15 protein-coding genes are annotated in these 22222 nt (G+C 64.8%); 5 read left to right on the forward strand and 10 right to left on the reverse strand.

The window, feature by feature from the left end:
* The first annotated feature begins 67 nt into the window (after positions 1 to 67).
* Positions 68 to 658: a glutathione S-transferase family protein gene (locus ACFORG_RS05215; RefSeq protein ID WP_386734330.1), complete on the forward strand. Its 591-nt coding sequence runs from the start codon at positions 68 to 70 to the stop codon at positions 656 to 658.
* On the opposite strand, the gene ACFORG_RS05220 is transcribed toward ACFORG_RS05215, so the two are convergent.
* Positions 655 to 1839 (reverse strand): TIGR03862 family flavoprotein, encoded by a 1185-nt coding sequence (locus ACFORG_RS05220; protein ID WP_386734331.1) that lies wholly within the window; start codon positions 1837 to 1839, stop codon positions 655 to 657. The genes ACFORG_RS05215 and ACFORG_RS05220 overlap by 4 nt on opposite strands.
* Before the next feature lie 66 nt (positions 1840 to 1905).
* Here ACFORG_RS05220 and ACFORG_RS05225 point away from each other — a divergent pair, with 66 nt between their 5' ends.
* A complete protein-coding gene (locus ACFORG_RS05225) occupies positions 1906 to 2196 on the forward strand; it encodes an HNH endonuclease (protein ID WP_386734332.1) in 291 nt (96 codons plus the stop codon).
* Between the two features lie 9 nt (positions 2197 to 2205).
* Here the strand turns inward: ACFORG_RS05225 and ACFORG_RS05230 are convergent, their stop codons facing one another.
* Complete coding sequence (locus ACFORG_RS05230) at positions 2206 to 2769, reverse strand: NADPH-dependent FMN reductase (RefSeq protein ID WP_386734333.1); 564 nt, start codon at positions 2767 to 2769, stop codon at positions 2206 to 2208.
* A gap of 141 nt (positions 2770 to 2910) precedes the next feature.
* Entirely contained in the window at positions 2911 to 3582 is a 672-nt protein-coding gene (locus tag ACFORG_RS05235) for an OmpA family protein (RefSeq protein WP_386734334.1), read from the reverse strand.
* 322 nt (positions 3583 to 3904) lie between these two features.
* On the opposite strand from ACFORG_RS05235, the gene ACFORG_RS05240 reads away from it, so the two are divergent.
* Positions 3905 to 5467: a CAP domain-containing protein gene (locus ACFORG_RS05240; RefSeq protein WP_386734335.1), complete on the forward strand. Its 1563-nt coding sequence runs from the start codon at positions 3905 to 3907 to the stop codon at positions 5465 to 5467.
* A 17-nt stretch (positions 5468 to 5484) separates the two neighbouring features.
* Here ACFORG_RS05240 and arsJ read toward each other — a convergent pair whose 3' ends face one another.
* The 4 genes from arsJ to ACFORG_RS05260 form a co-directional block, all read right to left on the reverse strand.
* Entirely contained in the window at positions 5485 to 6753 is a 1269-nt protein-coding gene (gene arsJ / locus ACFORG_RS05245) for an organoarsenical effux MFS transporter ArsJ (protein WP_386734336.1), read from the reverse strand.
* Positions 6750 to 7751 (reverse strand): ArsJ-associated glyceraldehyde-3-phosphate dehydrogenase, encoded by a 1002-nt coding sequence (locus tag ACFORG_RS05250; protein ID WP_386734337.1) that lies wholly within the window; start codon positions 7749 to 7751, stop codon positions 6750 to 6752. Before ACFORG_RS05250 ends, arsJ begins: the two co-directional genes overlap by 4 nt.
* Positions 7748 to 8581 carry an arsenate reductase/protein-tyrosine-phosphatase family protein gene (locus ACFORG_RS05255; RefSeq protein ID WP_386734338.1) on the reverse strand — a complete coding sequence of 278 codons (834 nt, stop codon included), beginning with the start codon at positions 8579 to 8581 and terminating at the stop codon, positions 7748 to 7750. Before ACFORG_RS05255 ends, ACFORG_RS05250 begins: the two co-directional genes overlap by 4 nt.
* Positions 8582 to 8646: 65 nt before the next feature.
* Positions 8647 to 9564: a glucokinase gene (locus ACFORG_RS05260; RefSeq protein ID WP_386734339.1), complete on the reverse strand. Its 918-nt coding sequence runs from the start codon at positions 9562 to 9564 to the stop codon at positions 8647 to 8649.
* Between the two features lie 138 nt (positions 9565 to 9702).
* Here ACFORG_RS05260 and ACFORG_RS05265 point away from each other — a divergent pair, with 138 nt between their 5' ends.
* Both ACFORG_RS05265 and ACFORG_RS05270 read left to right on the forward strand, forming a co-directional pair.
* A complete protein-coding gene (locus tag ACFORG_RS05265; protein ID WP_386734340.1) occupies positions 9703 to 10806 on the forward strand; it encodes an efflux RND transporter periplasmic adaptor subunit in 1104 nt (367 codons plus the stop codon).
* A complete protein-coding gene (locus ACFORG_RS05270; RefSeq protein WP_386734341.1) occupies positions 10803 to 13889 on the forward strand; it encodes an efflux RND transporter permease subunit in 3087 nt (1028 codons plus the stop codon). The genes ACFORG_RS05265 and ACFORG_RS05270 overlap by 4 nt, the downstream gene beginning before the upstream one ends.
* A 5-nt stretch (positions 13890 to 13894) precedes the next feature.
* On the opposite strand, the gene ACFORG_RS05275 is transcribed toward ACFORG_RS05270, so the two are convergent.
* The 3 genes from ACFORG_RS05275 to rpoC form a co-directional block, all read right to left on the reverse strand.
* On the reverse strand, positions 13895 to 15520 hold the full coding sequence (locus tag ACFORG_RS05275) for a long-chain-fatty-acid--CoA ligase (protein WP_386734342.1): 1626 nt from the start codon (positions 15518 to 15520) through the stop codon (positions 13895 to 13897).
* A 35-nt stretch (positions 15521 to 15555) separates the two neighbouring features.
* Entirely contained in the window at positions 15556 to 17820 is a 2265-nt protein-coding gene (locus ACFORG_RS05280; RefSeq protein ID WP_386734343.1) for a molybdopterin-dependent oxidoreductase, read from the reverse strand.
* Positions 17821 to 17942: 122 nt separating this feature from the next.
* On the reverse strand, positions 17943 to 22184 hold the full coding sequence (gene rpoC, locus ACFORG_RS05285) for a DNA-directed RNA polymerase subunit beta' (RefSeq protein ID WP_386734344.1): 4242 nt from the start codon (positions 22182 to 22184) through the stop codon (positions 17943 to 17945).
* Positions 22185 to 22222 lie beyond the last annotated feature (38 nt).

Raw genomic sequence — 22222 nt, forward strand, 5'->3', positions numbered from 1 at the left:
CAGTTGGCTTGCATCCCCGCCGAATGCAGGCACATTGACGCCGACAAATCAGGACAGGGACACCCGCATGTACCAAATCTATGGAAGCCCAAAGACCCGCGCCCTACGCGTGACCTGGCTGCTCGAGGAACTGGGCCAGCCCTACGACGTCGACCCCGTCGGTCCGGGCGACGCCAAGGTCAAGGAGTTGAACGGCTCCGGCAAAGTCCCTGTGTTGGTCGAGGGTGAGGCCGTGTTGAGCGATTCAACCGCGATCATGACCTATCTCGCGGACAAGCACGGCGCGCTGACCTTTCCGGCCGGCACATTGGATAGGGCGCGGCAGGATGCCCTGACCCACACGATACTCGACGAGTTCGACGCGATCCTCTGGACAGCGGCCCGGCATAGTTTCGTTCTGCCCCAGGATCAGCGAGTGCCCGCGATCAAGGAAAGCCTTGTGTGGGAATTCAGTCGCAACGCCGCACGCCTTGCCGAAAGGTTCGAGGGCCCCTTCCTCATGGGTGAGACGATGACGATCGCCGACATCATCTGCGCGCACTGCCTGTCGTGGGCCAAGAATGCGGGCTTTCCCATCGAGAGCGAGGTCCTGTCCGAATACGGCAAGGCCATGCGTGCGCGCCCGGCCTTTCGCAGGGCGATCGGGCAGCCTGCCTAGGACCGGCTGTCCAACCAACGCGCGGCCGCCCGCCCTGCCCATCGCCCCGTCGCGAAACAGGCTGTCAGGAGGTAGCCGCCCGTCGGCGCCTCCCAGTCGAGCATTTCGCCGGCGCAGAACATTCCGGGCAAGGCGCGCAGCATCAGCTGGTCATCGACCGCGTCACGGCTGACACCTCCCGCGGTCGAAATCGCCTCGTCCATTGGTCGCAGACCGGTGTGACGAACCGGCAAACCCTTGATAATACGTGAAAGATCTTCCGCGCCATTTGGCAGCGGTCGACCGAACTCCATAAGAAGGGCATTCCGAACAGAACCGAGCTTCAGGGCCTTGCGCAGGTGGTTCGACAGGCTTGCCTTGCCGCGCGGGCGTGCAAGGCGGCGTGTGACCTCTTCAAGCGAAAGGTCTGGCAGAAGGTCGATGGTCAGGTCCGCGCCCTCGCGCACCTGCTTGCAGATCTGGTAAATACCCCCGCCTTCGAGGCCACGTGCGGAAATGACCGCCTCGCCCCGCGTGACCTGCCCGCCCGCGACAAGCGCGACCCCTTTGATCGGCTGGCCGAATTGCGCGCGCATGTGGTCCGACCATTCCACCTGCAAGCCTGCGTTTGCCGGTGCGAAAGGCGTTAGTTCAACGCCCTTCGCGGCAAGCAACGGTGCCCATGCACCGTCGGAGCCCAAGCGCGACCAGCTGGCCCCGCCCAGCGCCAGCACTGTCGAATCGGGGCGTAGTTCCTGCATGCCGTCCGGTGTCTCGAACCTTAGCGCCGCATCGCTCCAACCGGCCCAGCGCCAGCGCGTGTATCGCTGCACCCCCATTTGATCGAGTCGGGCCAGCCAAGCCCGCAAAAGCGGTGACGCCTTCATTTCATTGGGAAAAACACGTCCCGTCGATCCGGTGAACAGGGTCTGGCCCAGACCGCGCGCCCAATCCTGCACCATGTCGGCATCGCACTCTGCGATCATCGGGGCCAGCCAATCGGATGCTTCGGAATAGGCGCGGATCAGGGTTTCGCGGGGTTCATTCTTGGTGAGGTTAAGCCCCGATTTGCCCGCCATCAGGAATTTCCGTGCGGCCGAGGGCTTGGCCTCGACAACTGTCACCTTGTGCCCTGCGCGGGCAATCTCTTCGGCGGCCATGAGGCCTGCGGGGCCTGCCCCGATCACCAGCGCCTGTGCCATCGAACCTTGCCCTCCACCCGGAAAGCCCCATTATATCAGATAGATGAGGCCTGATGAGTACTCTGCATGACGGACCCGATCTGCCCGCTTTGTGACCGCCCGATCCCCGACGGAGGAGGCAGCCTTCACCATCTGATCCCTAAACTGAAAGGGGGCAAGGGGGGGCCGACGGTTCTGTTGCACCAGATCTGTCACAAGGAGATTCATGCGACGCTGAGCGAGGCCGATCTGGCGCGCGATTACAGCAATGTCGAAGCCCTGCGCAACCATCCAAGACTGGCGAAATTCATCGCTTGGGTAGGCAAGCGTCCGCCTGGTTTCCGGTCTAAAGTACCCGGCGGACGCCGCAAACGATAACAAGATTTCCTAATTTTTTTCAGTATGTTGCGTCAATTCGACCTCGGCCCTGAGATTGTCTATCAACTGCTGAAGCGTGGCGGCGTAACGGTCGGAGAGCAGGTGGCCCGCTTCGTCGAACTGGTTGCTGCTGTCGGCGAGATGAAGTTCGGGACCGGCGATAAGGCGCGGCTGAAACGGGACCATGAAACCACGCAGGATCATCTGCGCGCGCTCTCCACCGGCGCGGCCGGCGGTGGCTGACATGACGGCCAAGGGTTTGTTTTTCCAAGGGTTTCCGGATGTGCGGCTGACCCAGTCCAGCGCGTTCTTGAGCACGCCGGAGGGGCCCTTGTTGTATTCGGGCGTCGAGATGACGATCGCGTCGGCCGCCGCTATCTGATCGGCAAGTGCCTGAACAACAACGGGAATTCCGTCCCGCTCTTCATCATCGGCATCGAAGAGCGGAAGGTTCAGATCGCCCTCGACGAATTCTGCGGGGGCGAAAAGACGTGCCGCCTCACGCATCAGTTTGCTGTTGGTCGCCTCGCGGCGCAAGGAGCCGCTGAGGCCAAGAAGTACCGAGTTAGACATGCGTTTTGACCGTTTTGTACATCGTTCCCAGCCCACTTATACCGTTTTGTACAAAACTCCAGCGTGTGGGTGCGGGGGGTACAAAACGCAAAACGGGGCCGCGTGGCGCGACCCCGTCATCCGTTCATCCGCAGTTGCTGGTCAGGCTGCGTTTTGCGGGATGACCACGATTTCGACCCGGCGGTTCTGCGCCTTGCCCTCGGGGGTGAGGTTCGAGGCGATGGGCGCATCCTCGCCACGGCCGACCGTGGTGATCCGGTCATAGGTGACGCCACCGGCCTGCAGGATGTCGGCAACCGAATTGGCGCGGCGCATCGAAAGCGCCTGGTTGTAATCGGCGGCGCCGTCGCTGTCGGTGTGACCGATGATGCGCACGTCGGAGTTCGGGTAGCGCACGAGGTTCTCGGCCACGCGCCCGAGATCGGCGCGCAGGGCGGGATTCACGGTGGCGCTGTCGGTGTCGAAGGTGATGTCGTTCGGGACCGAGACGACCAGCTGTTCGCCGGTATTGGTGACGGTGATCCCGTCATTGGCAAGCTGCTGGCGCAGTTCGGCGGCCTGCTTGTCAAGCTGGTTGCCGATGGCCGCGCCGCCCGCTGCGCCGATCGCGGCACCGGCAAGCGCGCCGAGGCCCGGGTTCGAGTCATTGGCCAGCGCACCGACGCCCGCGCCGAGGATCGCGCCCGTGATCGCACCGCCACGGGTGTTGCGGTTGGGATCGCTGCCATCGCCCAGCATCGCGGGATCGGTACAGGCGGAAAGCGCCAGCGCGCTGACGAGGCCGCCGGCAAGGGCGAATTTCGGAAGGGTCATTGGGATCACCTTTTGTCTGCTCTGTCCCCGGGTTTCAGCCGGGTCGTTTTCGTTTGACGCAATATATCACGGAGCCGCGCTGCATCCTCAAGCTTGGCGGCGGATCGGTCGGCGGTTCCTTGCGCACACCGTCGGCTGTAGCTGCTAAACCCGCGGACCGAAACCCGGTTCCCGGCCAGACATTGCCAAAGCCGCGCGCTGGCCATGCGGAAGTTGGCCGGGTTGCAGCAATGCTGACAAACCTTCTGATTTTGGAATGGAAAACGCGCGGCCGGCATGGCAGGTTGAGCGGTGCAAGACCCTATCGAGAGAGAAAAAAACAATGTCGATGACAGCGCCAGAGACGCTGATGCTGGAGCTATTGAACCGCGCGCGGCTTGACCCCGAGGCAGAGGCCGAACGCTACGACCTCGACGATCTGAACCGGGGCTTGCCGGATGGCCGGATCTCGGGCGAGGCGCAGCAGGTGCTGTCGCCCGACGATCTGCTGCTTGCCGCGGCGCGGGCGCATTCGCTGTGGATGCTGGAGGAAAACACGTTCTCTCATACCGGGATCGAGGGCAGCGACCCCGGCGACCGCATGGCAAGCGCGGGCTATGTCTTTACCGGCTCCTATACCTGGGGCGAGAATATCTCGTGGTCGGGCACGACGGGCACGGTTGATCCCGAGGCTGCGATCCTGCGTCAGCATCGCAGCCTGTTCCTGAGCGACGGGCACCGCAAGAACATCCTCAACCCCGCGTTCCAGCAAGTGGGCGTCGGGCATGAGCTGGGCGTGTTCACCTCGACCGGGTCGGACGGTGTCGAGCGGGACTGGAACGCCTCGATGGTTACCCAGAACTTTGCCGCCAGCGGGTCCATGCATTTCCTGACCGGGGTGGCGTTTGCCGATCTCGATGGCGACCTGTTCTACGACGTCGGCGAAGGGCGGTCGCGGGTCCATATCGCCTTTGACGAGGTCGCGGTGGATACGTATTCCGACGAAAGCGGCCTGTACGAGATGGCGCATGTGCTGACCGGACAGACGACCGTGCATGTGACGCTAGGCGGCGACCAGCAGAGCACCGTGGACATGGACCTGGGCACCGATAACGTGAAGCTGGATGTCGTGTTGAACGAGGCCGGCACGGGCAGCATGCTGTTGTCGTCGGCCAGCATGAGCCTGCATGACGGGGCAGCCATTCGGAACATGACGGTTCTGGGCATTGCCGATCTGGACCTGACCGGCAATGCCTTGTCCAACCGACTGGAGGGCAACCGGGGCGACAACCGGCTGTCGGGCGGGGACGGACACGACACCCTGTTCGGGGGCGATGGCGATGACGTGCTGATCGGAGGCGAGAGCGTGGACGACCTGCGCGATGTGGCCTTTGGCGGCGCGGGTCACGATTCAATCGACGGGGGCCATGGCAATGACGAGCTGCGCGGCGATGACGGGAACGACACGGTTTCGGGCGGGTTCGGGACGGATACCGTGATCGGCGGCGCGGGCGACGACGTTCTGACCGGCGAGGCATGGTCGGACATGCTTTATGGCAATGACGGCGCGGATTTCGTCAATGGCGGGTTCGGCCATGACCGCGTGAATGGCGGTGACGGGGCCGACCGGTTCTTTCACCTTGGAATCGCTGATCACGGGTCGGACTGGATCCAGGATTTCTCGGCCGCCGATGGCGATGTGCTGGTCTTTGGCCGGGCCGGCGCGGTGGCTGCGGACTTCCAGGTGAACATCACCGAGACGGCAAATGCCGGGGTGGCCGGAGTCGAGGAGGCCTTTGTCATCTATCGGCCCACGGGGCAGATCATGTGGGCATTGGTCGATGGCGCGGCACAGGACGTGCTGACGCTGATGGTCAGCGGGGTGGAGTACGACCTGCTGGCTTGAGAGGCGGTTGCCCCGGCCTATGCCGGGGCTTCCTGTGGCTGGTCGGTGAGGCGGCCCGCGATCAGCGCCGAGGCCGCCACCATGAGCGCCGCCGTTCCCAACACGAGGGTCAGCCCGCCGTACTGGTAGGTGAGGCCCGACAGCAGCGTGCCCAAAAGCCGCCCACCCGCATTGGCCATGTAGTAGAAGCCCACATCCATCGTCACCCGTTCAGAGCGGGTGAAGGCCAGGATCAGGTAGGAATGCAGTGCCGAATTGACGGCAAAGAGCGCGCCGAAGGCCAGCAGACCGGCCACCAGCGTCGCCGTCAGCCAAGGCTGCGGCCCCGGCGACAGGAGCGTCGCCAACGTCAGCGCCGCGGGCACGACGAACAACGCGCCCGCCCAGCCGCGTGCGGCGCGGATCAGGTCGCCCTCGGTCCGAGGGGCGGCACCCAGCAGGCGCGGTGCGCTGGCCTGAACCGCGCCGTAGAGGATGATCCAGATCGCCATGAACGTGCCGATCATGAAGAACGCCGCGCGGTTACCCTCTTCGCTGCCATCGGAGAGTACGGCGTAGAAGTAGATCGGGATGCCGACCACGAACCAGACATCGCGCGCGCCGAACAGGAACACCCGCGCGGCGCTGAGCCAGTTCACATTGGCCGAGGTCGAGAACACCTGGCTGAACTTCGCGCCCTTGCTGCCGCGGGGCAGGCCGTCGGGCATGAAGCGGATGACGGCCACGAGGATCACGGCCAGCACCGCGGCCATGGCAAGCACCGCCCATGTGAAGCCGAGCGTGGCCAGAAGCGCGGCGCCCATGAGAAAGCCCACGCCCTTGACCGCGTTCTTGGACCCGGTCAGAAGCGCAACCCACCGGAAAAGCCCGTCGCCCTCGGCCGGGGCCAGAAGCTTGACCGCCGATTTCGAGGACATCTTGGCAAGGTCCTTGGCCACGCCGCTGGCGCCCTGCACGCACATGACGAAGGCGACAGAGACGCCGATGGCCCATGACGGGTCAAGCTGCGTCAGCGCCAGAAGCGCCACGACCTGTATCGACAACCCCGCGTAAAGCGTCGAGGTCAGGCCGAACCGCGCGGCGATCCAGCCGGCGGCGAGATTGGTGACCATCCCGGCGATCTCGTAGAGAACGAAGAGATAGGCCAGCTGGATCGGGGTGAAGCCCAGCGTGTGGAAATGCAGGAGCACAAGCATCCGCAGCGCCCCGTCGGTGAGCATGAAGGCCCAATAGGCCGCCGTCACAGCGATATAGGCGGACAGACCTTCGGGGCGCGGCGTGGTCATAGCGCGGCACCCACCATCTGGGCCACGTCGACGAGGCGATAGGCATAGCCCATCTCGTTGTCGTACCAGGCGTAGATCTTCACATGGGTGCCGTTCACCACCATGGTCGATTGTGCATCAACGATGCTGGAGCGCGTGTCGTTGGTGTAGTCGGTCGATACCAGCGGGCGAGTCTCGTAGCCCAGGATACCCTTGAGCGGGCCGTCGGTCGCGGCGGCCTCGAACAGGGCGTTGACCTCTTCGACGGTGGTTTCACGCTCGACCTCGAACACGCAATCGGTCAGCGAGGCGTTGAGCAGCGGCACGCGAACGGCGTGGCCGTTCAGGCGCCCCTTGAGCTCGGGGTAGATCAGCGTAATCGCCGTGGCACTGCCTGTGGTGGTTGGGATCAGCGAGTTGAGCGCCGAGCGCGCGCGGCGCAGGTCCTTGGCAGGACGGTCCACGATGGTCTGCGTGTTGGTCACGTCATGGATGGTCGTCATCGAGCCGTGCTTGATGCCCAGACCCTCGTGGACCACCTTGACCACCGGAGCAAGGCAATTGGTGGTGCAGGAGGCCGCGGTCACGATGCTATGCGCCTCGGGGTCATATGTCTGGTCATTGACGCCGATCACGATGTTGGCGGTGGGGCCATCCTTGACCGGGGCGGAGACGACGACCTTTTTCACGCCCGCCTCGAAATAAGGGGCGAGCTTGGCCTCGGTCTTGAAGACGCCGGTGCAGTCGATGACGACATCGACACCGTCGAGCGGCAGGTCGGCGATGTCACGCGCGCCGATGAAAGGCAGGCGGACGCCGTCGATGGTGACGCTGTCGGCATCATGCGAGAATTCGGCATCCCAGCGCCCGTGCACGGTGTCGAATTCCAGAAGGTGCGCATGCATTTCGGGATCGCCAACCGCGTCGTTGATCCATGCGATCTTGACGCCGCGGTCGAGCAGCGGCTTGAGGGCGAGCTTGCCGACCCGCCCGAGGCCGTTGAGTGCGTAGGTGGTCATGCGTTTTCCTCTTTGGAGATCCGGCCGATGCGGTCGACTTCGGCTTGCAGCGTGATGCGGTCGAGGCTTTCGACGGGCAGCGCGGTGAACGCCTCGATCCGGTGCTTGAGCGCGCCATAGGCCTGTTGAAAGGCGAGGCTTTTCTCGGCATCGGTGCCATCGACCCTAACCGGGTCGGGCATGCCCCAATGGCCGCTGATGGGCTGGCCTTCCCACGCGGGGCATTCCTCGTTCGCGGCCTGGTTGCAGACGGTGAACACGAAGTCGAGCGCGGGCGCGTCGGGGCCGGAAAACTCCGACACGTTCTTGGAGCGCAGGTGCGACACGTCGTGGCCTTTGTCCTCAAGCACCTTCAGCGCAAAGGGGTTGAGCTCGGAATAGGGGCGCGTGCCGGCGGAATAGACGGTGAACCGGTCACCGCCAAGACGACGCAGCAGCGATTCGGCAAAGATCGACCGGGCGGAATTGCCCGTGCAGATGAACAGGACGTTGTATTTGCGGTCAGCCATGGGAGGGGATCCTTCGGAGAGAGGCAGGCAGAGGTCGGGGCGGCCCCGGCAGCAATCGAGAAACAGAAAGTCGAACAGGTTTTGCACATTTGACATGTTCACCCCGTAGAGAAGCGCGGTGCCGTCCCGGTGCTGGCGGACCAGCCCGGTGCGGGTGAGCGCGGCGAGATAGGCCGACATCGTGCTTGGCTTGACGTCGAGCGCGTCGGCCAGTTCCCCGGCCCGGACGCTGTCGGGATGACGGCGCATGAGCAGGCGGAACACGGCAAGCCGTTGCTTGTGGCCCAGGGTGGCCAGGATTTCCGATTTATCTATTTCCATATTTCGCGAATTAGTGAAATAGCGCCGTGCGTGCAAGTGAAGTTTCCATGACAGCCCGCCCTTGTTCAGGTCCGGGCAGCCGGATCGAAGGCAGCGAGCCCGGTCAGGGCGGCATCGTCGCGGTCGAAGAGTCTCAGCGCAGGGCGCCGGCCGGGGCCGAGCACCGGCGGGCCGTCAACCTGCATCACCGCCTTGAGCACGGTTTCGTTCGCGAGTGCCGCGCGGGCGACGCTGCCGGCAAGGAAGATCCCGTTGCCCGGCATGTAGGCGAGGGTCAGCATGCGCAGCAACAGGCCAAGGCAGGTGCCGAATAGGCCGTGAAACCGGTCGGCAAGTCCGCTGTCCGCGTGCAGAATGGTCTGCGCGTGTTCGTGATCAGGAACCACCCGCCCCCCGAGCGCGGACAGAAGAGCGAGGTAGCCGCGACCGGAAAACAGCTCTTCGATCGTTTGTCTGCCTGCGGGAAGCTCCGGCAGGTGGGCCACGATATCCATGGGCAGCGGCGCGTGACCCAGCTCGCTGTTCCACGTCACAACGCCGCCATCCGGTTGTCGCGTGACGGGGCAGACATTGAACCCGGTTCCGATCCCCACCACCAGCGCCTGCCGCCCGTCGCGCGGCGCTTCGTGCAGGACAGGGAGGGTGTCAGCCAGTACCGGAAGAGAGTGGCCAAGCGACTCGAGATCGTTGAGGAGGTGGGTTTTGCCCAAGGACAAATCGCGCGACAGTTCGTCCGCATCGATGAGCCAATCGCGATTGGTGAGCCTGAGCCGCCCCCCGGCATGTGGTCCGGCCCCAGCGATCACCGCCTCTTGGGGGTGCTGCCCTACCCCAGCGAGAAAATCGGCGAGCATCGGCCCGACGCCTGCGAAATCGTCGTTGCGCAGGATGCGGACGGTCTGCGGCAACGGCACGCCGGAGGCGGCAAGCGCGATGCGGCTGTTGGTGCCTCCGATATCTGCGATCAGGCGGTCGGGCGTCACGGCGGTTACCTTTCGGGCGTTTCGGTTTCGGCGTGGCAAGAGGGCGTTTCGCGCACGCAGGTTGTTTGCCATCCCTGTCGCTTGTACTAGGCTCATGCGCAGGCGTCGCCCCCGGCGCCGTTCGGGAACGCGGTTATCATGTCCATCTGGAAACAGTTACTCGTCCTCGCCGTGATGGCGGGACTGGCCTATGGCGGGTACGAGGCCTATCAGCGCTACATGATGACGGAAGCCGCACCGGAGCGGGGCGGCCCGCCACGCGGCGGGCGGGCGGCGACGGTGGAGCTGTCCAGCGTGGAAACCCGCAAACTGGCCCGGCTGGTCGAGGCGGTGGGCACGACACGAGCGCGGCAATCCATCGAGATCGTGCCCGAAGCATCGGGCCGGGTGGAAAAGATAGCCTTTGATGCCGGGCAGGCAGTCGAGGCGGGGGCGGTTCTGGTGCAACTGGACGACGCCATCGCCCGCGCGGACCTGGCCGAGGCCGATGCGCAGCTGGTGGAGCGTCGGCGCGGGCTGGACCGGCTCAACCAGCTCAGGGGGTCAAGCTCGGTCTCGGAGGCGGCCATCGAGCAGGCAGTGGCGCGGTTTGCCGAGGCGCAGGCACAGGTGGATCGTGCGCGCCAGCGGCTGGCCGAGCGCACGATCCGCGCCCCGTTTTCCGGGACGGTCGGCCTGCCCGAGGCCGATATCGGCGCACGGGTGACGGCGGGTACGTTCATCACCCGGCTCGACGACCTGTCCGAGGTCGAGGTCGAATTTTCGCTTCCCGAGACGCTGTTCGCGCAGATCATCCCCGGCCAGAAGGTCATCGCAACCAGCGCGGCCTTTCCCGATCGCAGCTTTGCCGGGGCCGTCGATGCGGTTGACAGCCGGATCGACCCGGTAAGCCGGTCCTTTCGCACCCGCGCAATCATTCCCAACCCCGACGGCACGCTGCCCGCGGGCATGTTCATGTCGCTGGAGCTGACTCTGGAGGAGTTCGACAGGCTGGTCGTGCCGGAGGAGGCCATCGTCTTTCAGGCCGCCGAAACCTACGTCTTCACGGTCGAGGATGGCACCGCGCGGCGCATTCCGGTGCGCACCGGTCAGCGGCGCGACGGGCTGGTCGCGGTGCTGAGCGGGTTGGAGGCGGGCATGCATGTCGTCATCCGAGGCCTGCACCGGGTACGCGACGGCGGGCCGGTCAACGTGCTGTCGCTGGACGGTGAAACGCCGCCAAACGAAGAGGCCGAATCGTGACGCTGTCGGATATCTCGGTCCGCCGTCCGGTTCTGGCGGCGGTGGCGAACTTGCTGTTGATCGTGTTCGGCATCGCCGCGCTGCGCGAGATCCCGGTTCGTGAACTGCCGGATGTCGACAACGCGGTGGTGACCGTCACGACCACCTATCGCGGGGCCGCGCCCGAGGTGATCGACACCGACATCACCGAAACGGTCGAGGGGGCGGTCGCCTCGATCTCGGGTATCCGGTCGATCAGTTCCGAAAGCCGGCAGGGCCGGTCGCGCGTCACCATCGAGTTCGACGCAGGCCAGGACGTGGACGTCGCCGCGAACGACGTGCGCGATGCCGTGGGCCGCATTCGCGACGACCTGCCAGAGGAGGCCGAAGCGCCCGAGGTGGAAAAGAGTGATGCCGATGCCGACCCGGTGATGCGTCTGGCCGTCGTGTCGGACCGTATGACCACGGCAGAAATCACCGATTACATAGACCGCTTCATCGCGGACCGGCTGGCGACCTTGGATGGCGTGGCCAGCCTGCGCATCTATGGCGACCGGTCCTTTGCCGTGCGGATCTGGCTGGACCGGCGGGCGCTGGCCGCGCGCAAGCTGACGGTTGCGGATGTCGAGAGCGCGTTGCAACGAAACAATGTCGAATTGCCGGCGGGCGAGGTGACCTCGACCAACCGGCAGATGACGGTGCGCCTGAACAGCCGTCTTCAAAGCGTCGAGGATTTTCGCGATGTCGTTCTGGACCGCGTCGCGGGCTACCCCGTGCGGCTGGGCGACGTGGCGCGGGTGGAGCCCGGCGTGGCCGACGATTCCACCATCGCGCGCAGCGACGGGCGCGATGCGGTGGGCATCGCTGTGCAGCGGCAGAGCCAGTCGAACACGCTTCAGATCTCGAACGCGGTTCGGGCCGAGATCGACCGTATCACTCCGACCTTGCCCGAGGGGATGGAGGTTTTGATCGGGTCGGATGATGCGCTGTTCGTCGGCGCCTCCATCCGCGAGGTGGTGAATGCGCTGCTGATCTCGCTGGGGCTGGTGATCCTTGTGATCCTGCTGTTCCTGCGGTCGGTCAGGGCGACGCTGATCCCCGCGATCACGATCCCCGTGTCGCTGATCGGGTCGTTCATCCTGATCGGGATGTGGGGGTTTTCGCTGAACACGCTGACGCTGCTTGCCTTGCTGCTGGCGATCGGCCTGGTGGTGGATGATGCGATCGTGGTGCTGGAAAACATCCAGCGCCGTATCGAGAATGGCGAGCCGACGCTGGCCGCCGCCATGCGCGGCGCGCGGCAGGTGACATTCGCGGTGCTGGCCACCTCGGTCACGCTGATCGCGGTATTCGTGCCGCTGTCCTTCATGCCCGGGCAGGTCGGCCGCCTGTTTGTCGAGTTCGGATGGGTCATGGCGGGGACAGTGGCGATTTCGACATTCGTCGCGCTGACCGCCTGCCCGGCGCTGGCTTCGAAGATCCTCAAACCCGGTGCGGGTGCTGTGCCGCAGGACAGCGAGACGCCGCGTGGCATGTTGCAACGTTCCTATGCTCGGCTGCTGGATGGCGCGCTGCGGATGCCGCTGGTGGTGCTGGTGCTGGCGGCAATCGTCACGGGCGGTGCGGGCATCTTCTACACATCGCTGCCGCGCGAACTGGCCCCGCGCGAAGATCGCGGCGTGGGTTTCGTACCGCTGACCGCGCCGCAGGGCAGTACCGTGGAATACACCGATGGCGCGGCGCAGCAGGTCGAGGCATTGTTCGAGCCATTGCGTGAAGAGGGCGTGGTGGAAACCGTCTTTACCTTTACCGGGTGGGGCAACCGGGCCTATCGCTCTTTCGTGGTGTTTCGCCTTGCGCCCTGGGAAGAGCGCGAGATGAGCGCGGCAGAGGTCGCACGCTCCATCGCGCCGAAGATGGGGCAGATCACCATCGCGCGCGGTTTTCCGATCACCCCGGCGGGGCTGGGCCTGCGCGGCAATTCCACCCCGGTCCGCGTGGTGGTGAGCGGGCCGGATTTCGACAGCGTCAAGGAATGGTCGACCGCGCTGCTGGAGCGCGCCGAAGAGATCGAGGGACTGGTCAATCCCGAGATAAATTTCGAGCAGAACCTTCCGCAGCTGTCGATTCGCATCGACCGGGAGCGCGCCGACGACCTGGGCATTTCCGTTGCCACCATCGCCTCGACCATGCAGGCGATGCTGGCCTCGCGGCAGGTGACGACATTCGTCAGCCGGGGCCGGGAATACCCGGTGATCCTGCAGGCCGAAGAGCGCGACCGCCGCTCGCCCTCGGATATCGACAACATCCATATCCGTTCGGGCGATGGCGAGACGCTGGTGCCGCTGGGCGCGCTGGTGCGGGTGGAAGAGAACGCCGCTGCGCCGTCGCTGCGCCGGTTCGACCGGCTGCCGTCGATCCAGCTGTCCGGCGCACTGGCGCCCGGTGCCGATCTTGGCGCCGTGCTGACCGAGATCGAGGGGATCGCTGCCGAGATCATCCCCGCCGCGGGCAAACTGGGATACGAAGGACAATCGCGCACGTTCAAGGACACCTCGGCGGGCGCCACGGCGGTCTTTGCGCTGGCGCTGCTGATCGTGTTCCTTGTGCTGGCCGCGCAATTCGAAAGCTTCGTTCACCCAATCATCATCCTGCTGTCGGTGCCGGTGGGCGTGGCGGGGGCAATCTATGCCATGGCCGCGGGTGGGCTGTCGCTGAACGTCTACAGCCAGATCGGGATCATCCTGTTGATCGGGCTGGTGGCCAAGAACGGCATCCTGATCGTGGAATTCGCCAACCAGTTGCGCGACGAGGGCAAGGAGGTACGCGAAGCGGTCAGGACCGCCGCGGTGCTGCGCCTGCGTCCGATCATGATGACCGTCTTTTCAACGGTTCTGGGCGCGATGCCGCTGGTTCTGGCGACCGGGGCCGGGGCCGAGAGCCGGCAGGCCATCGGCACGGTCATCATCGCGGGGCTCAGCCTATCGGCGGTGATGATGCTGCTGGTGACGCCGGTGCTGTATGACCTGCTGGCGCGGTTCACACGACCCCGAGGCGCGGTCGAGAAGGCGCTGGAGCGGGAACTGGCCGAGCAGCAGGCGTAACCCGGTCAGAGCGTGCGCCACAGCACCTTGCCGGTGCCCGACCGGGGCAGGGCATCGCGGAACTCGAACCTTTTCGGGACCTTGTAGGCGGCCATGTTGGCGCGGCACCACTCCGTCAATGGCTCGACCGGGAGATCGGTCTGGCTGCCGGCCGGTACGATCACGGCGCGCACCGCCTCGCCCGTGCGGGGGTCGGGATCGGCGACGATGCAGGCCTCGGCGATGTCGGGGTGGCCATGCAGGATCGCCTCGACCTCGGCCGGCCAGACCTTGAGGCCCGAGACATTGACCATCCGTTTCAACCGGTCGGTGAAGTAAAAATAGCCCTGTTCGTCGACATAGCCGATATCGCCGCTGCGCAGGAAGCGTTTGCCGTCGATGTCGAGAAAGACCGCATCGGTCTCTTCGGGGCGCTGCCAGTATCCCTGGAACACCTGCGGGCCGTGGATGATGATTTCCCCCGGTTGGTTCGGTCCGAGTTCCTCGAGCGTTTCAGGGTCGATGATGCGCGAATCCACGTCGAAGATGGGGATGCCAAGGCATTGCGGGCGTGGCGCCTGAGGCGGGTTCATGTGGCTGGGCGCCATGGTTTCGGTCAGCCCGTAAGCCTCGAGATAATCAAGCCCGATGAGGCGCGCCATCTTGCGGGCCACCGCCTCGGGCATCTGGGCACCGCCGCCGCCGACGCCCTGAAGCGAAGACAGATCGTAGGTCTCGATCTCTGGCAGCGAGAGGAAATCGATCATCATGGTGGTGATCGAGCGCCAGTGGCCGATGCGTTTCGCCTCGATCACGCGCGCGGCGGCTTCTGCGTTCCAGCGGGTCAGGATATGGATGGTCGCGCCGGCGAGTATGGGCATGTTCATCGAGTTCTGCATGCCGGTGACGTGACAGAAGGGCAGCGTTGCAAGAACCCGCGCGCCTTCCTCCATGCCGACCCATTCCGGGTAGGCAAAGATGGTCGCGTTGACGCTGGCATGGGTGTGCAGGCAGCCCTTGGGCATGCCCGTGGTGCCCGAGCTGTAAGGAATGATGCACCAGTCCTGCGGGCCCCGGGTGTGTTCCGGCGGCGTCAGCCCCGCCGCGATCGCCGCCAGCCACGGTGTCGCGCGCGGCGCGTCGGGCGTGGCGAGGATTTGCGCCGGTGGCTCGATCTCGGGCGTTTCGGGGATGTAATCGGCGTAGCGCACCGCGATGCAGGCCGCCGGATCGAGATCCGCTGGGATTTCGGGCGCCAGCTCGGCCCCGAACACGATTGCGCGCGCACCGGAGTCGCGCAGGATATGGGCCAGCTCGGCTCCCCGGCACATCGGGTTTACCGGAACGATCACCGCGTTCGCGGCCATGATCGCGTAATAGGCGATGATGAATTGGGGCGCGTTCTGCATGTAGATTGCGACGCGGTCATCCGGCCTGACGCCCGCGCGGTGATGCAGGTAACCGGCAAGGCTGCGCACCTCATCCAGAAGCTGCGCATAGCTGAGTGTCCTGCCGTAATACCAGATGGCCGTGTGATCGGGGTGGCGTCGGGCAGCGGCCAGCAGGTTGTGAAACACCGAATGCGGCGAGGGGTCGAGACTGAAGGGCCGGCCCGGGGGCCAGATGTCATGATGCCGGTTCTGCATGTTCATCCGCCCTCCCATTGCGGTCAGGCGATCCTAACCGGTCAGCGAGGGTTGTCGAGCGTCAGCCGTTCCACCTGAACCAGCGCCGTGTGGGCGCTGCTGCCCTGCCCTAGCCGCGAGGTCCCGATATCCCGTGTCAGGACGTTCGGGTTGCCATGCGGGTCGATGTTGCCGCCCGGATCGCCGTACCACGCACCGGTGGGCAGGGCGACCACGCCGGGGCGGATACCCTCGGACACCGCGGCGCGGGCGCGGCAGGCACCGCGTGCGTTGAAGACGCGGACAAGGTCGCCCGATGTGATACCGCGGGCCTGCGCATCCTGCGCGTGGATCACCAGCGTCTCGGGCCGGGCACCGGGCTGATCGGCCAGCGCGGCCTCAAGCTGACTGTGGAGCTTGTCGCCCGGTTGCGGCGAGACGAGGTGGAGCGGGGTGGCCTCGGACGCGGTGCCCAGCCATTCCGAGGGTGGCAGCCAGACCGGGTGACCGGGGCAGTCGTCATAGCCGAACCCGTCGATCCGATCCGAGAAGATTTCGATCCGGCCAGAGGGAGTGGGCAGCGGCGCGGCCTCGGGGTCCTCGCGGAACGGGGCAAAGAACGTCCGGTTCGGCCCGTCGGCACGGATCGGCAATTGCACCCAGTTGCAGTCGCGCAGCGTGGCGAGATCGGGGATGTCGATGCCCTGCTCTGCCGCCTGTTCACGGTACTGGTCGTACAGCAGCGCAATCCAGTCGGACGCGCTGCGCCCTTCGGTGAAATCGGCGCCCAGCCCCATTCGCTCGGCCAGCCCCGCAAAGATCGCGTAATCATCGCGCGCCTCGCCCACGGGCGGGATCAGCTGCGGCATGTGGAACAGGTAATCGTCGAGGTTCGTGCGGCCGATATCCTCACGCTCATAGGGCGTGGTCGCGGGAAAGACGATATCGGCGCGCCGGGCCGTCGCGGTCCACCACGGTTCGTTGACGATGACGGTCTCGGGGCTTTGCCATGCCTCGTGCAGCGCGTTGAGGTCCTGGTGGTGGTGATAGGGATTGCCGCCGGCCCAATAGATCAGCCGGATGTCAGGATAGGTGTCGCGCCTGCCGTTGAAATCATACTCCATGCCGGGATGGCGCAGCGCGTCGGCGATGCGGGCGACGGGGATGAACTTCCTGACCGGGTTCTGCAATTGCGAGAAGGTCATGCCGCGCAGGCCGATCAATGATTTGCCGACGCCGCCGATGGCACCATAGCCGTATCCGACCCCGCCGCCGGGCAGGCCGATCTGTCCCAGCATCGCCGCCAGAACGGCGGACATCCAGTAGGGCTGCTCGCCATGTTCCGCGCGTTGCAGCGACCATGCGACGGTTACAAAGGTGCGGCTGGCCGCCATCCGGCGCGCAAGGTCGCGGATGGTATCCGGCGCGACGCCACAGATCGGTGCGGCCCAGTCCGGGTTCTTGGGCTGGCCATCGGTTTCGCCCATCAGGTACGGGCGGAACCGGTCGAAGCCCACGGTGCAACGGTCAAGAAAGGCGTGGTCGGTCAGCCCCTCTTCTTCCAGCACATGTGCCAGGGCAAGCATCATCGCCGTGTCCGATCCCGGGCGCAGAGGTACCCACTCGCATCCCGCGGGCGCATCCGTGCGTTGCGGCCCGATATTGATGCAGCGCATCCCCTTGGTGGCGAAGCGGTCGAACCAGCCGGCGGTCTCATGCTCGGTGATACCGCCCATGCTGACCTGGGCGTTCTTGGGATTGATACCGCCGAACATGACCAGCGTTTCGGTATGGTCATGGATGACCTGCCAGCCCTCTTGGTGTTCGTAGAGAAGGGTCAGGAAGTCGGCGCCGAAAACATGCGGCATGATCGCCTGCGCACAGCCTGTGGAATAGCTGCCGAAGGAGGCGACATAGCCGCCGATCACGTTCAGGAAGCGGTGGACCTGGCTTTGCGCGTGGTGGAACCGCCCGGCCGAGCCCCACCCGTAGGAACCGCCAAAGATCGCTTCGTTGCCATGTGTCTTGCGGATGCGGTCGATCTCGGCCGCGGCGATATCCAGCGCCTCGTCCCAAGGAAGATCGACGAATTCGTCCGAGCCCCGGCCCGTTCGCTTACGGGACGAGAGCCAGCCCCGGCGGATGGCCGGGCGGGCGATGCGGCTGCGGTGATGCACCGCCTCGGGCAGGATCTCGGGGATGCGGGATGGGTTGGGGTCGTTGGCGAAGGGCCGGGTGGCGACGATGCGGCCATCCTCAACATCGACCTCGAACGCGCCCCAATGGCTGGTGGTGATCCGGGTCTGTCTTGTCGAACCATCGGCCATGGGCGCGGCATCCTTTCTGGGTGTCGTTGGCCGAGGATATGCCGGATGCGCCCGCGCGCGCCAACAAAAAACCCCCGCGCCACGGGGGCGCGGGGGTTGGTGTTACAGCCCTTGGGCCGGGATCACTCGCGGCTTTCCGGCGTTTCGACGAGGTTCTCGATATCGCCATCGAGCATGTCGTCGTCCATCACCGGCGCAGCAAGCGCCGCTGCGGCTTCAGCCTCTTCGCGGCGCGCCTCGATCACGACATTGTCGCGATCCTGCGCGATGCGGCGGACCTTCTGGGTCGCGCCACCGGTACCGGCCGGGATCAGACGGCCGACGATGACGTTCTCCTTGAGTCCCACCAGCTTGTCGACCTTGCCCTGAACCGACGCCTCGGTCAGCACGCGGGTCGTTTCCTGGAACGAAGCCGCCGAGATGAAGCTGCGGGTCTGCAGCGACGCCTTGGTGATCCCCAGCAGGATCGGTTCGCCCTGTGCCGGACGACCGCCTTTCTTGAGCGCCTTGTCGTTGGCCTGATCGAACTCCTGCTTGTCCACGTGCTCGCCCTTGAGCAGCGTGGTGTCGCCGGAGTCGAGGATCTCCCACTTCTGCAGCATCTGGCGAACGATCACCTCGATGTGCTTGTCGTTGATCTTCACACCCTGCAGTCGATAGACGTCCTGCACCTCGTCGATCATGTAATCGGCCAGGGCCTCGACGCCGAGGATCGACAGGATGTCGTGCGGCGCGGGGTTGCCATCCATGATGTAGTCGCCCTTCTGCACGAAGTCGCCTTCCTGCACCGGGATGTGCTTGCCCTTGGGCACCATGTACTCGATCGGCTCCATCGACTCGTCGGCGGGTTCGATCGTGATCCTGCGCTTGTTCTTGTAGTCGCGCCCGAACCGGACATAGCCGTCGGCCTCAGCGATGATCGCATGGTCCTTGGGACGGCGTGCCTCAAACAGTTCGGCCACACGCGGCAGACCACCGGTGATGTCCTTGGTCTTGGCACCTTCGCGCGGGATACGCGCGACGACGTCGCCGGCCTCGACCTTCTGTCCGTCTTCGACGGAGAGGATCGCATCCACCGACATCGGGTAGTGAACCGGGTTGCCCGCATCGTTGCGGACCGGTTCGCCATCCTCGTCGACCAGGATGATCTCGGGCTTGAGATCCGAGCCCTTGGGCGCGGCACGCCAGTCGATCACGATCTTCTGGGTCATGCCGGTTGCGTCATCGGTCTCGTCACGCACGGCGATACCCGACACGAGGTCGACATATTTCGCGGTGCCCGACTTCTCGGCCAGGATGGGCAAGGTGTAGGGATCCCACTCGAACAGCTTGTCGCCGCGCGAGACGGTCTGCCCGTCCTTCACGAACAGCTTGGAGCCGTACCCCAGCTTGAAGCTGGCGCGCTCTTCGCCGTGCTCGTCCTTGATCAGGACCTTCATGTTGCGGCCCATGACAAGGCTTTCGCCGTTGGCGTTGACCAGAAGCTGCGGGTTCTCGTACGCGATCACGCCGTCCTGGTTGGCCTCCTGGAAGGATTGCTGACCACCCTGCGCAACACCGCCGATGTGGAAGGTCCGCATCGTCAGCTGCGTGCCGGGTTCGCCGATGGACTGCGCCGCGATGATGCCGACAGCTTCGCCGGTGTTCACCATGGTACCGCGTGCAAGGTCACGGCCATAGCACATGGCACAGACGCCTTCCTCGGCCTCGCAGGTCAGCGGCGAACGGATCCGCGCCGACTGCACTCCGGCCTCGTCAATGGCGTCGGACATGCGCTCGTCGATCAGCTGACCGGCGGCGACCAGAACCTCGTCGGTGCCCGGCCTGACGATGTCATCGGCAGCGACGCGGCCCAGGATACGCTCGGCCAGCGATGCGACGACTTCACCGTCGTTGACGGCGGCCTCGGCGGTGATAGCGCGGTCGGTTCCGCAATCCTTCATCCGCACGATGCAGTCCTGCGCCACGTCCACGAGGCGGCGGGTCAGGTAACCCGAGTTCGCCGTCTTGAGCGCGGTGTCGGACAGACCCTTACGGGCACCGTGGGTGGAGTTGAAGTACTCCAGAACGGTCAGGCCTTCCTTGAAGTTCGAGATGATCGGCGTCTCGATGATGTCGCCGTTCGGCTTTGCCATCAGGCCGCGCATCCCGCCCAGCTGTTTCATCTGGGTGACAGAACCACGCGCGCCCGAGTGGGCCATCATGTAGACCGAGTTGGGCTCGCGGTCAGCGCCGCCTTCCTCTTTCTGGACGGCGGAGATGGTGCTCATCATCGCTTCGGTGACGCGGTCGTTACACTTCGACCAGGCATCGACGACCTTGTTGTACTTCTCACCCTGGGTGATCAGGCCGTCCATGTACTGCTGTTCGAAGTCCTTCACCTGCTCGCGGGTGTCCTCGACGATGGTCCACTTGCTGTCGGGAATGACCATGTCGTCCTTGCCGAAGGAGATACCGGCCTTGAACGCTTCCTTGAAGCCCATGGACATGATCTGGTCACAGAAGATGACCGACTCCTTCTGACCGCAATAGCGGTAGACGGTGTCGATGACCTGCTGCACCTCTTTCTTCCGCAGCAGACGGTTGACCAGTTCGAACGGTGCCTTGGCGTTGAGCGGCAGCAGCGCACCCAGCCGGACGCGGCCCGGCGTGGTCTCGTAGCGCTTCTGCACTTCGAGGCCGTTCTCGTCGATCTGGGTGATCCGCGCGGTGATCTTGGAGTGCAGATGCACCTCGCCGGCGTCGAGGGCGTGCTGCACCTCGTCGATCGAGCCGAACACCTTGCCCTCGCCCACCATGCCTTCACGCTCGAGCGTGAGGTAGTAGAGACCAAGGATCATGTCCTGCGACGGAACGATGATCGGCGCGCCGTTGGCGGGCGACAGAACGTTGTTCGTCGACATCATCAGCACGCGCGCTTCCAGCTGGGCCTCAAGGCTCAGCGGGACGTGCACGGCCATCTGGTCACCGTCAAAGTCGGCGTTGAAGGCCGAGCAGACCAGCGGGTGAAGCTGGATCGCCTTGCCTTCGATGAGAACCGGTTCGAACGCCTGGATGCCAAGACGGTGCAGTGTCGGCGCACGGTTCAGCATGACAGGGTGTTCGCGGATCACCTCGTCGAGGATATCCCAGACTTCGGGACGCTCTTTCTCGACCAGTTTCTTCGCCTGTTTCACGGTCGACGACAGGCCCTTGGCCTCGAGCCGCGAGTAGATGAACGGCTTGAACAGTTCGAGCGCCATCTTCTTGGGCAGGCCGCACTGGTGCAGCTTGAGCTCGGGGCCGGTCACGATGACCGAACGGCCAGAGAAGTCGACCCGCTTACCCAGAAGGTTCTGGCGGAAGCGACCCTGCTTACCTTTGAGCATGTCCGACAGCGATTTCAGCGGGCGCTTGTTGGCGCCGGTGATCACGCGGCCACGACGGCCGTTGTCGAACAGGGCGTCGACCGACTCTTGCAGCATCCGCTTTTCGTTGCGGACGATGATGTCGGGCGCGCGCAGTTCGATCAGACGCTTCAGACGGTTGTTCCGGTTGATCACGCGGCGATACAGATCGTTCAGATCCGAGGTCGCGAAACGGCCGCCATCCAGCGGAACCAGCGGGCGCAGTTCCGGCGGAATGACCGGGATCACGGTCATGATCATCCACTCGGGGCGGTTGCCCGACTCCAGAAAGGATTCGACGACCTTGAGCCGCTTGATGATCTTCTTGGGCTTCAGTTCACCGGTGGCTTCCTTCAGCTCGGCGCGCAGCGTCTCGGCCTCCGACTCGAGGTCGATGGCCGCCAGCATCTCGCGGATCGCCTCGGCGCCGATATTGGCGGTGAAGGCGTCCATGCCGTACTGGTCCTGGGCGTCCATGAACTCTTCTTCGGTAAGCATCTGGCCATAGGTCAGATCGGTCAGACCGGGTTCGATCACCACGTAGTTCTCGAAGTAGAGCACACGCTCCAGGTCGCGCAGGGTCATGTCCAGCATCAGGCCGATGCGGGAGGGCAGCGACTTGAGGAACCAGATATGCGCGACGGGGGCCGCCAGTTCGATATGGCCCATGCGCTCGCGCCGGACCTTTTGCAGCGTCACCTCGACGCCGCATTTCTCGCAGACGACGCCGCGATACTTCATGCGCTTGTACTTGCCGCAAAGGCATTCGTAATCCTTGATCGGGCCAAAGATACGCGCGCAGAACAGACCGTCACGCTCGGGCTTGAACGTGCGGTAGTTGATGGTCTCGGGCTTCTTGATCTCGCCATAGGACCACGAGAGGATCCGCTCGGGCGAGGCCAGCGAAACCTTGATCTCGTCAAAGACCTTTTGCGGGGCCAGCGGGTTGAACGGGTTGTTGGTCAGTTCCTGGTTCATGTCTGTTCCTCAGATGTCAGAGGGTGCGGGGAAGGCGC

Origin of the sequence: Lutimaribacter marinistellae, assembly GCF_042648365.1 — a bacterium.
Lineage (GTDB): Bacteria > Pseudomonadota > Alphaproteobacteria > Rhodobacterales > Rhodobacteraceae > Lutimaribacter_A > Lutimaribacter_A marinistellae.

Bases quoted from the DNA above. Each gene is read 5' to 3' on its own strand.
- rpoC (WP_386734344.1), bottom strand. From the start codon at position 22,184: ATGAACCAGGAACTGACCAACAACCCGTTCAACCCGCTGGCCCCGCAA.
- ACFORG_RS05250 (WP_386734337.1), bottom strand. From the start codon at position 7,751: ATGACCACCTACGCACTCAACGGCCTCGGGCGGGTCGGCAAGCTCGCC.
- ACFORG_RS05265 (WP_386734340.1), top strand. From the start codon at position 9,703: ATGTCCATCTGGAAACAGTTACTCGTCCTCGCCGTGATGGCGGGACTG.
- ACFORG_RS05275 (WP_386734342.1), bottom strand. From the start codon at position 15,520: ATGAACATGCAGAACCGGCATCATGACATCTGGCCCCCGGGCCGGCCC.
- ACFORG_RS05255 (WP_386734338.1), bottom strand. From the start codon at position 8,581: ATGGAAATAGATAAATCGGAAATCCTGGCCACCCTGGGCCACAAGCAA.
- ACFORG_RS05225 (WP_386734332.1), top strand. From the start codon at position 1,906: ATGACGGACCCGATCTGCCCGCTTTGTGACCGCCCGATCCCCGACGGA.
- ACFORG_RS05215 (WP_386734330.1), top strand. From the start codon at position 68: ATGTACCAAATCTATGGAAGCCCAAAGACCCGCGCCCTACGCGTGACC.
- arsJ (WP_386734336.1), bottom strand. From the start codon at position 6,753: ATGACCACGCCGCGCCCCGAAGGTCTGTCCGCCTATATCGCTGTGACG.
- ACFORG_RS05230 (WP_386734333.1), bottom strand. From the start codon at position 2,769: ATGTCTAACTCGGTACTTCTTGGCCTCAGCGGCTCCTTGCGCCGCGAG.
- ACFORG_RS05240 (WP_386734335.1), top strand. From the start codon at position 3,905: ATGTCGATGACAGCGCCAGAGACGCTGATGCTGGAGCTATTGAACCGC.
- ACFORG_RS05235 (WP_386734334.1), bottom strand. From the start codon at position 3,582: ATGACCCTTCCGAAATTCGCCCTTGCCGGCGGCCTCGTCAGCGCGCTG.
- ACFORG_RS05220 (WP_386734331.1), bottom strand. From the start codon at position 1,839: ATGGCACAGGCGCTGGTGATCGGGGCAGGCCCCGCAGGCCTCATGGCC.
- ACFORG_RS05280 (WP_386734343.1), bottom strand. From the start codon at position 17,820: ATGGCCGATGGTTCGACAAGACAGACCCGGATCACCACCAGCCATTGG.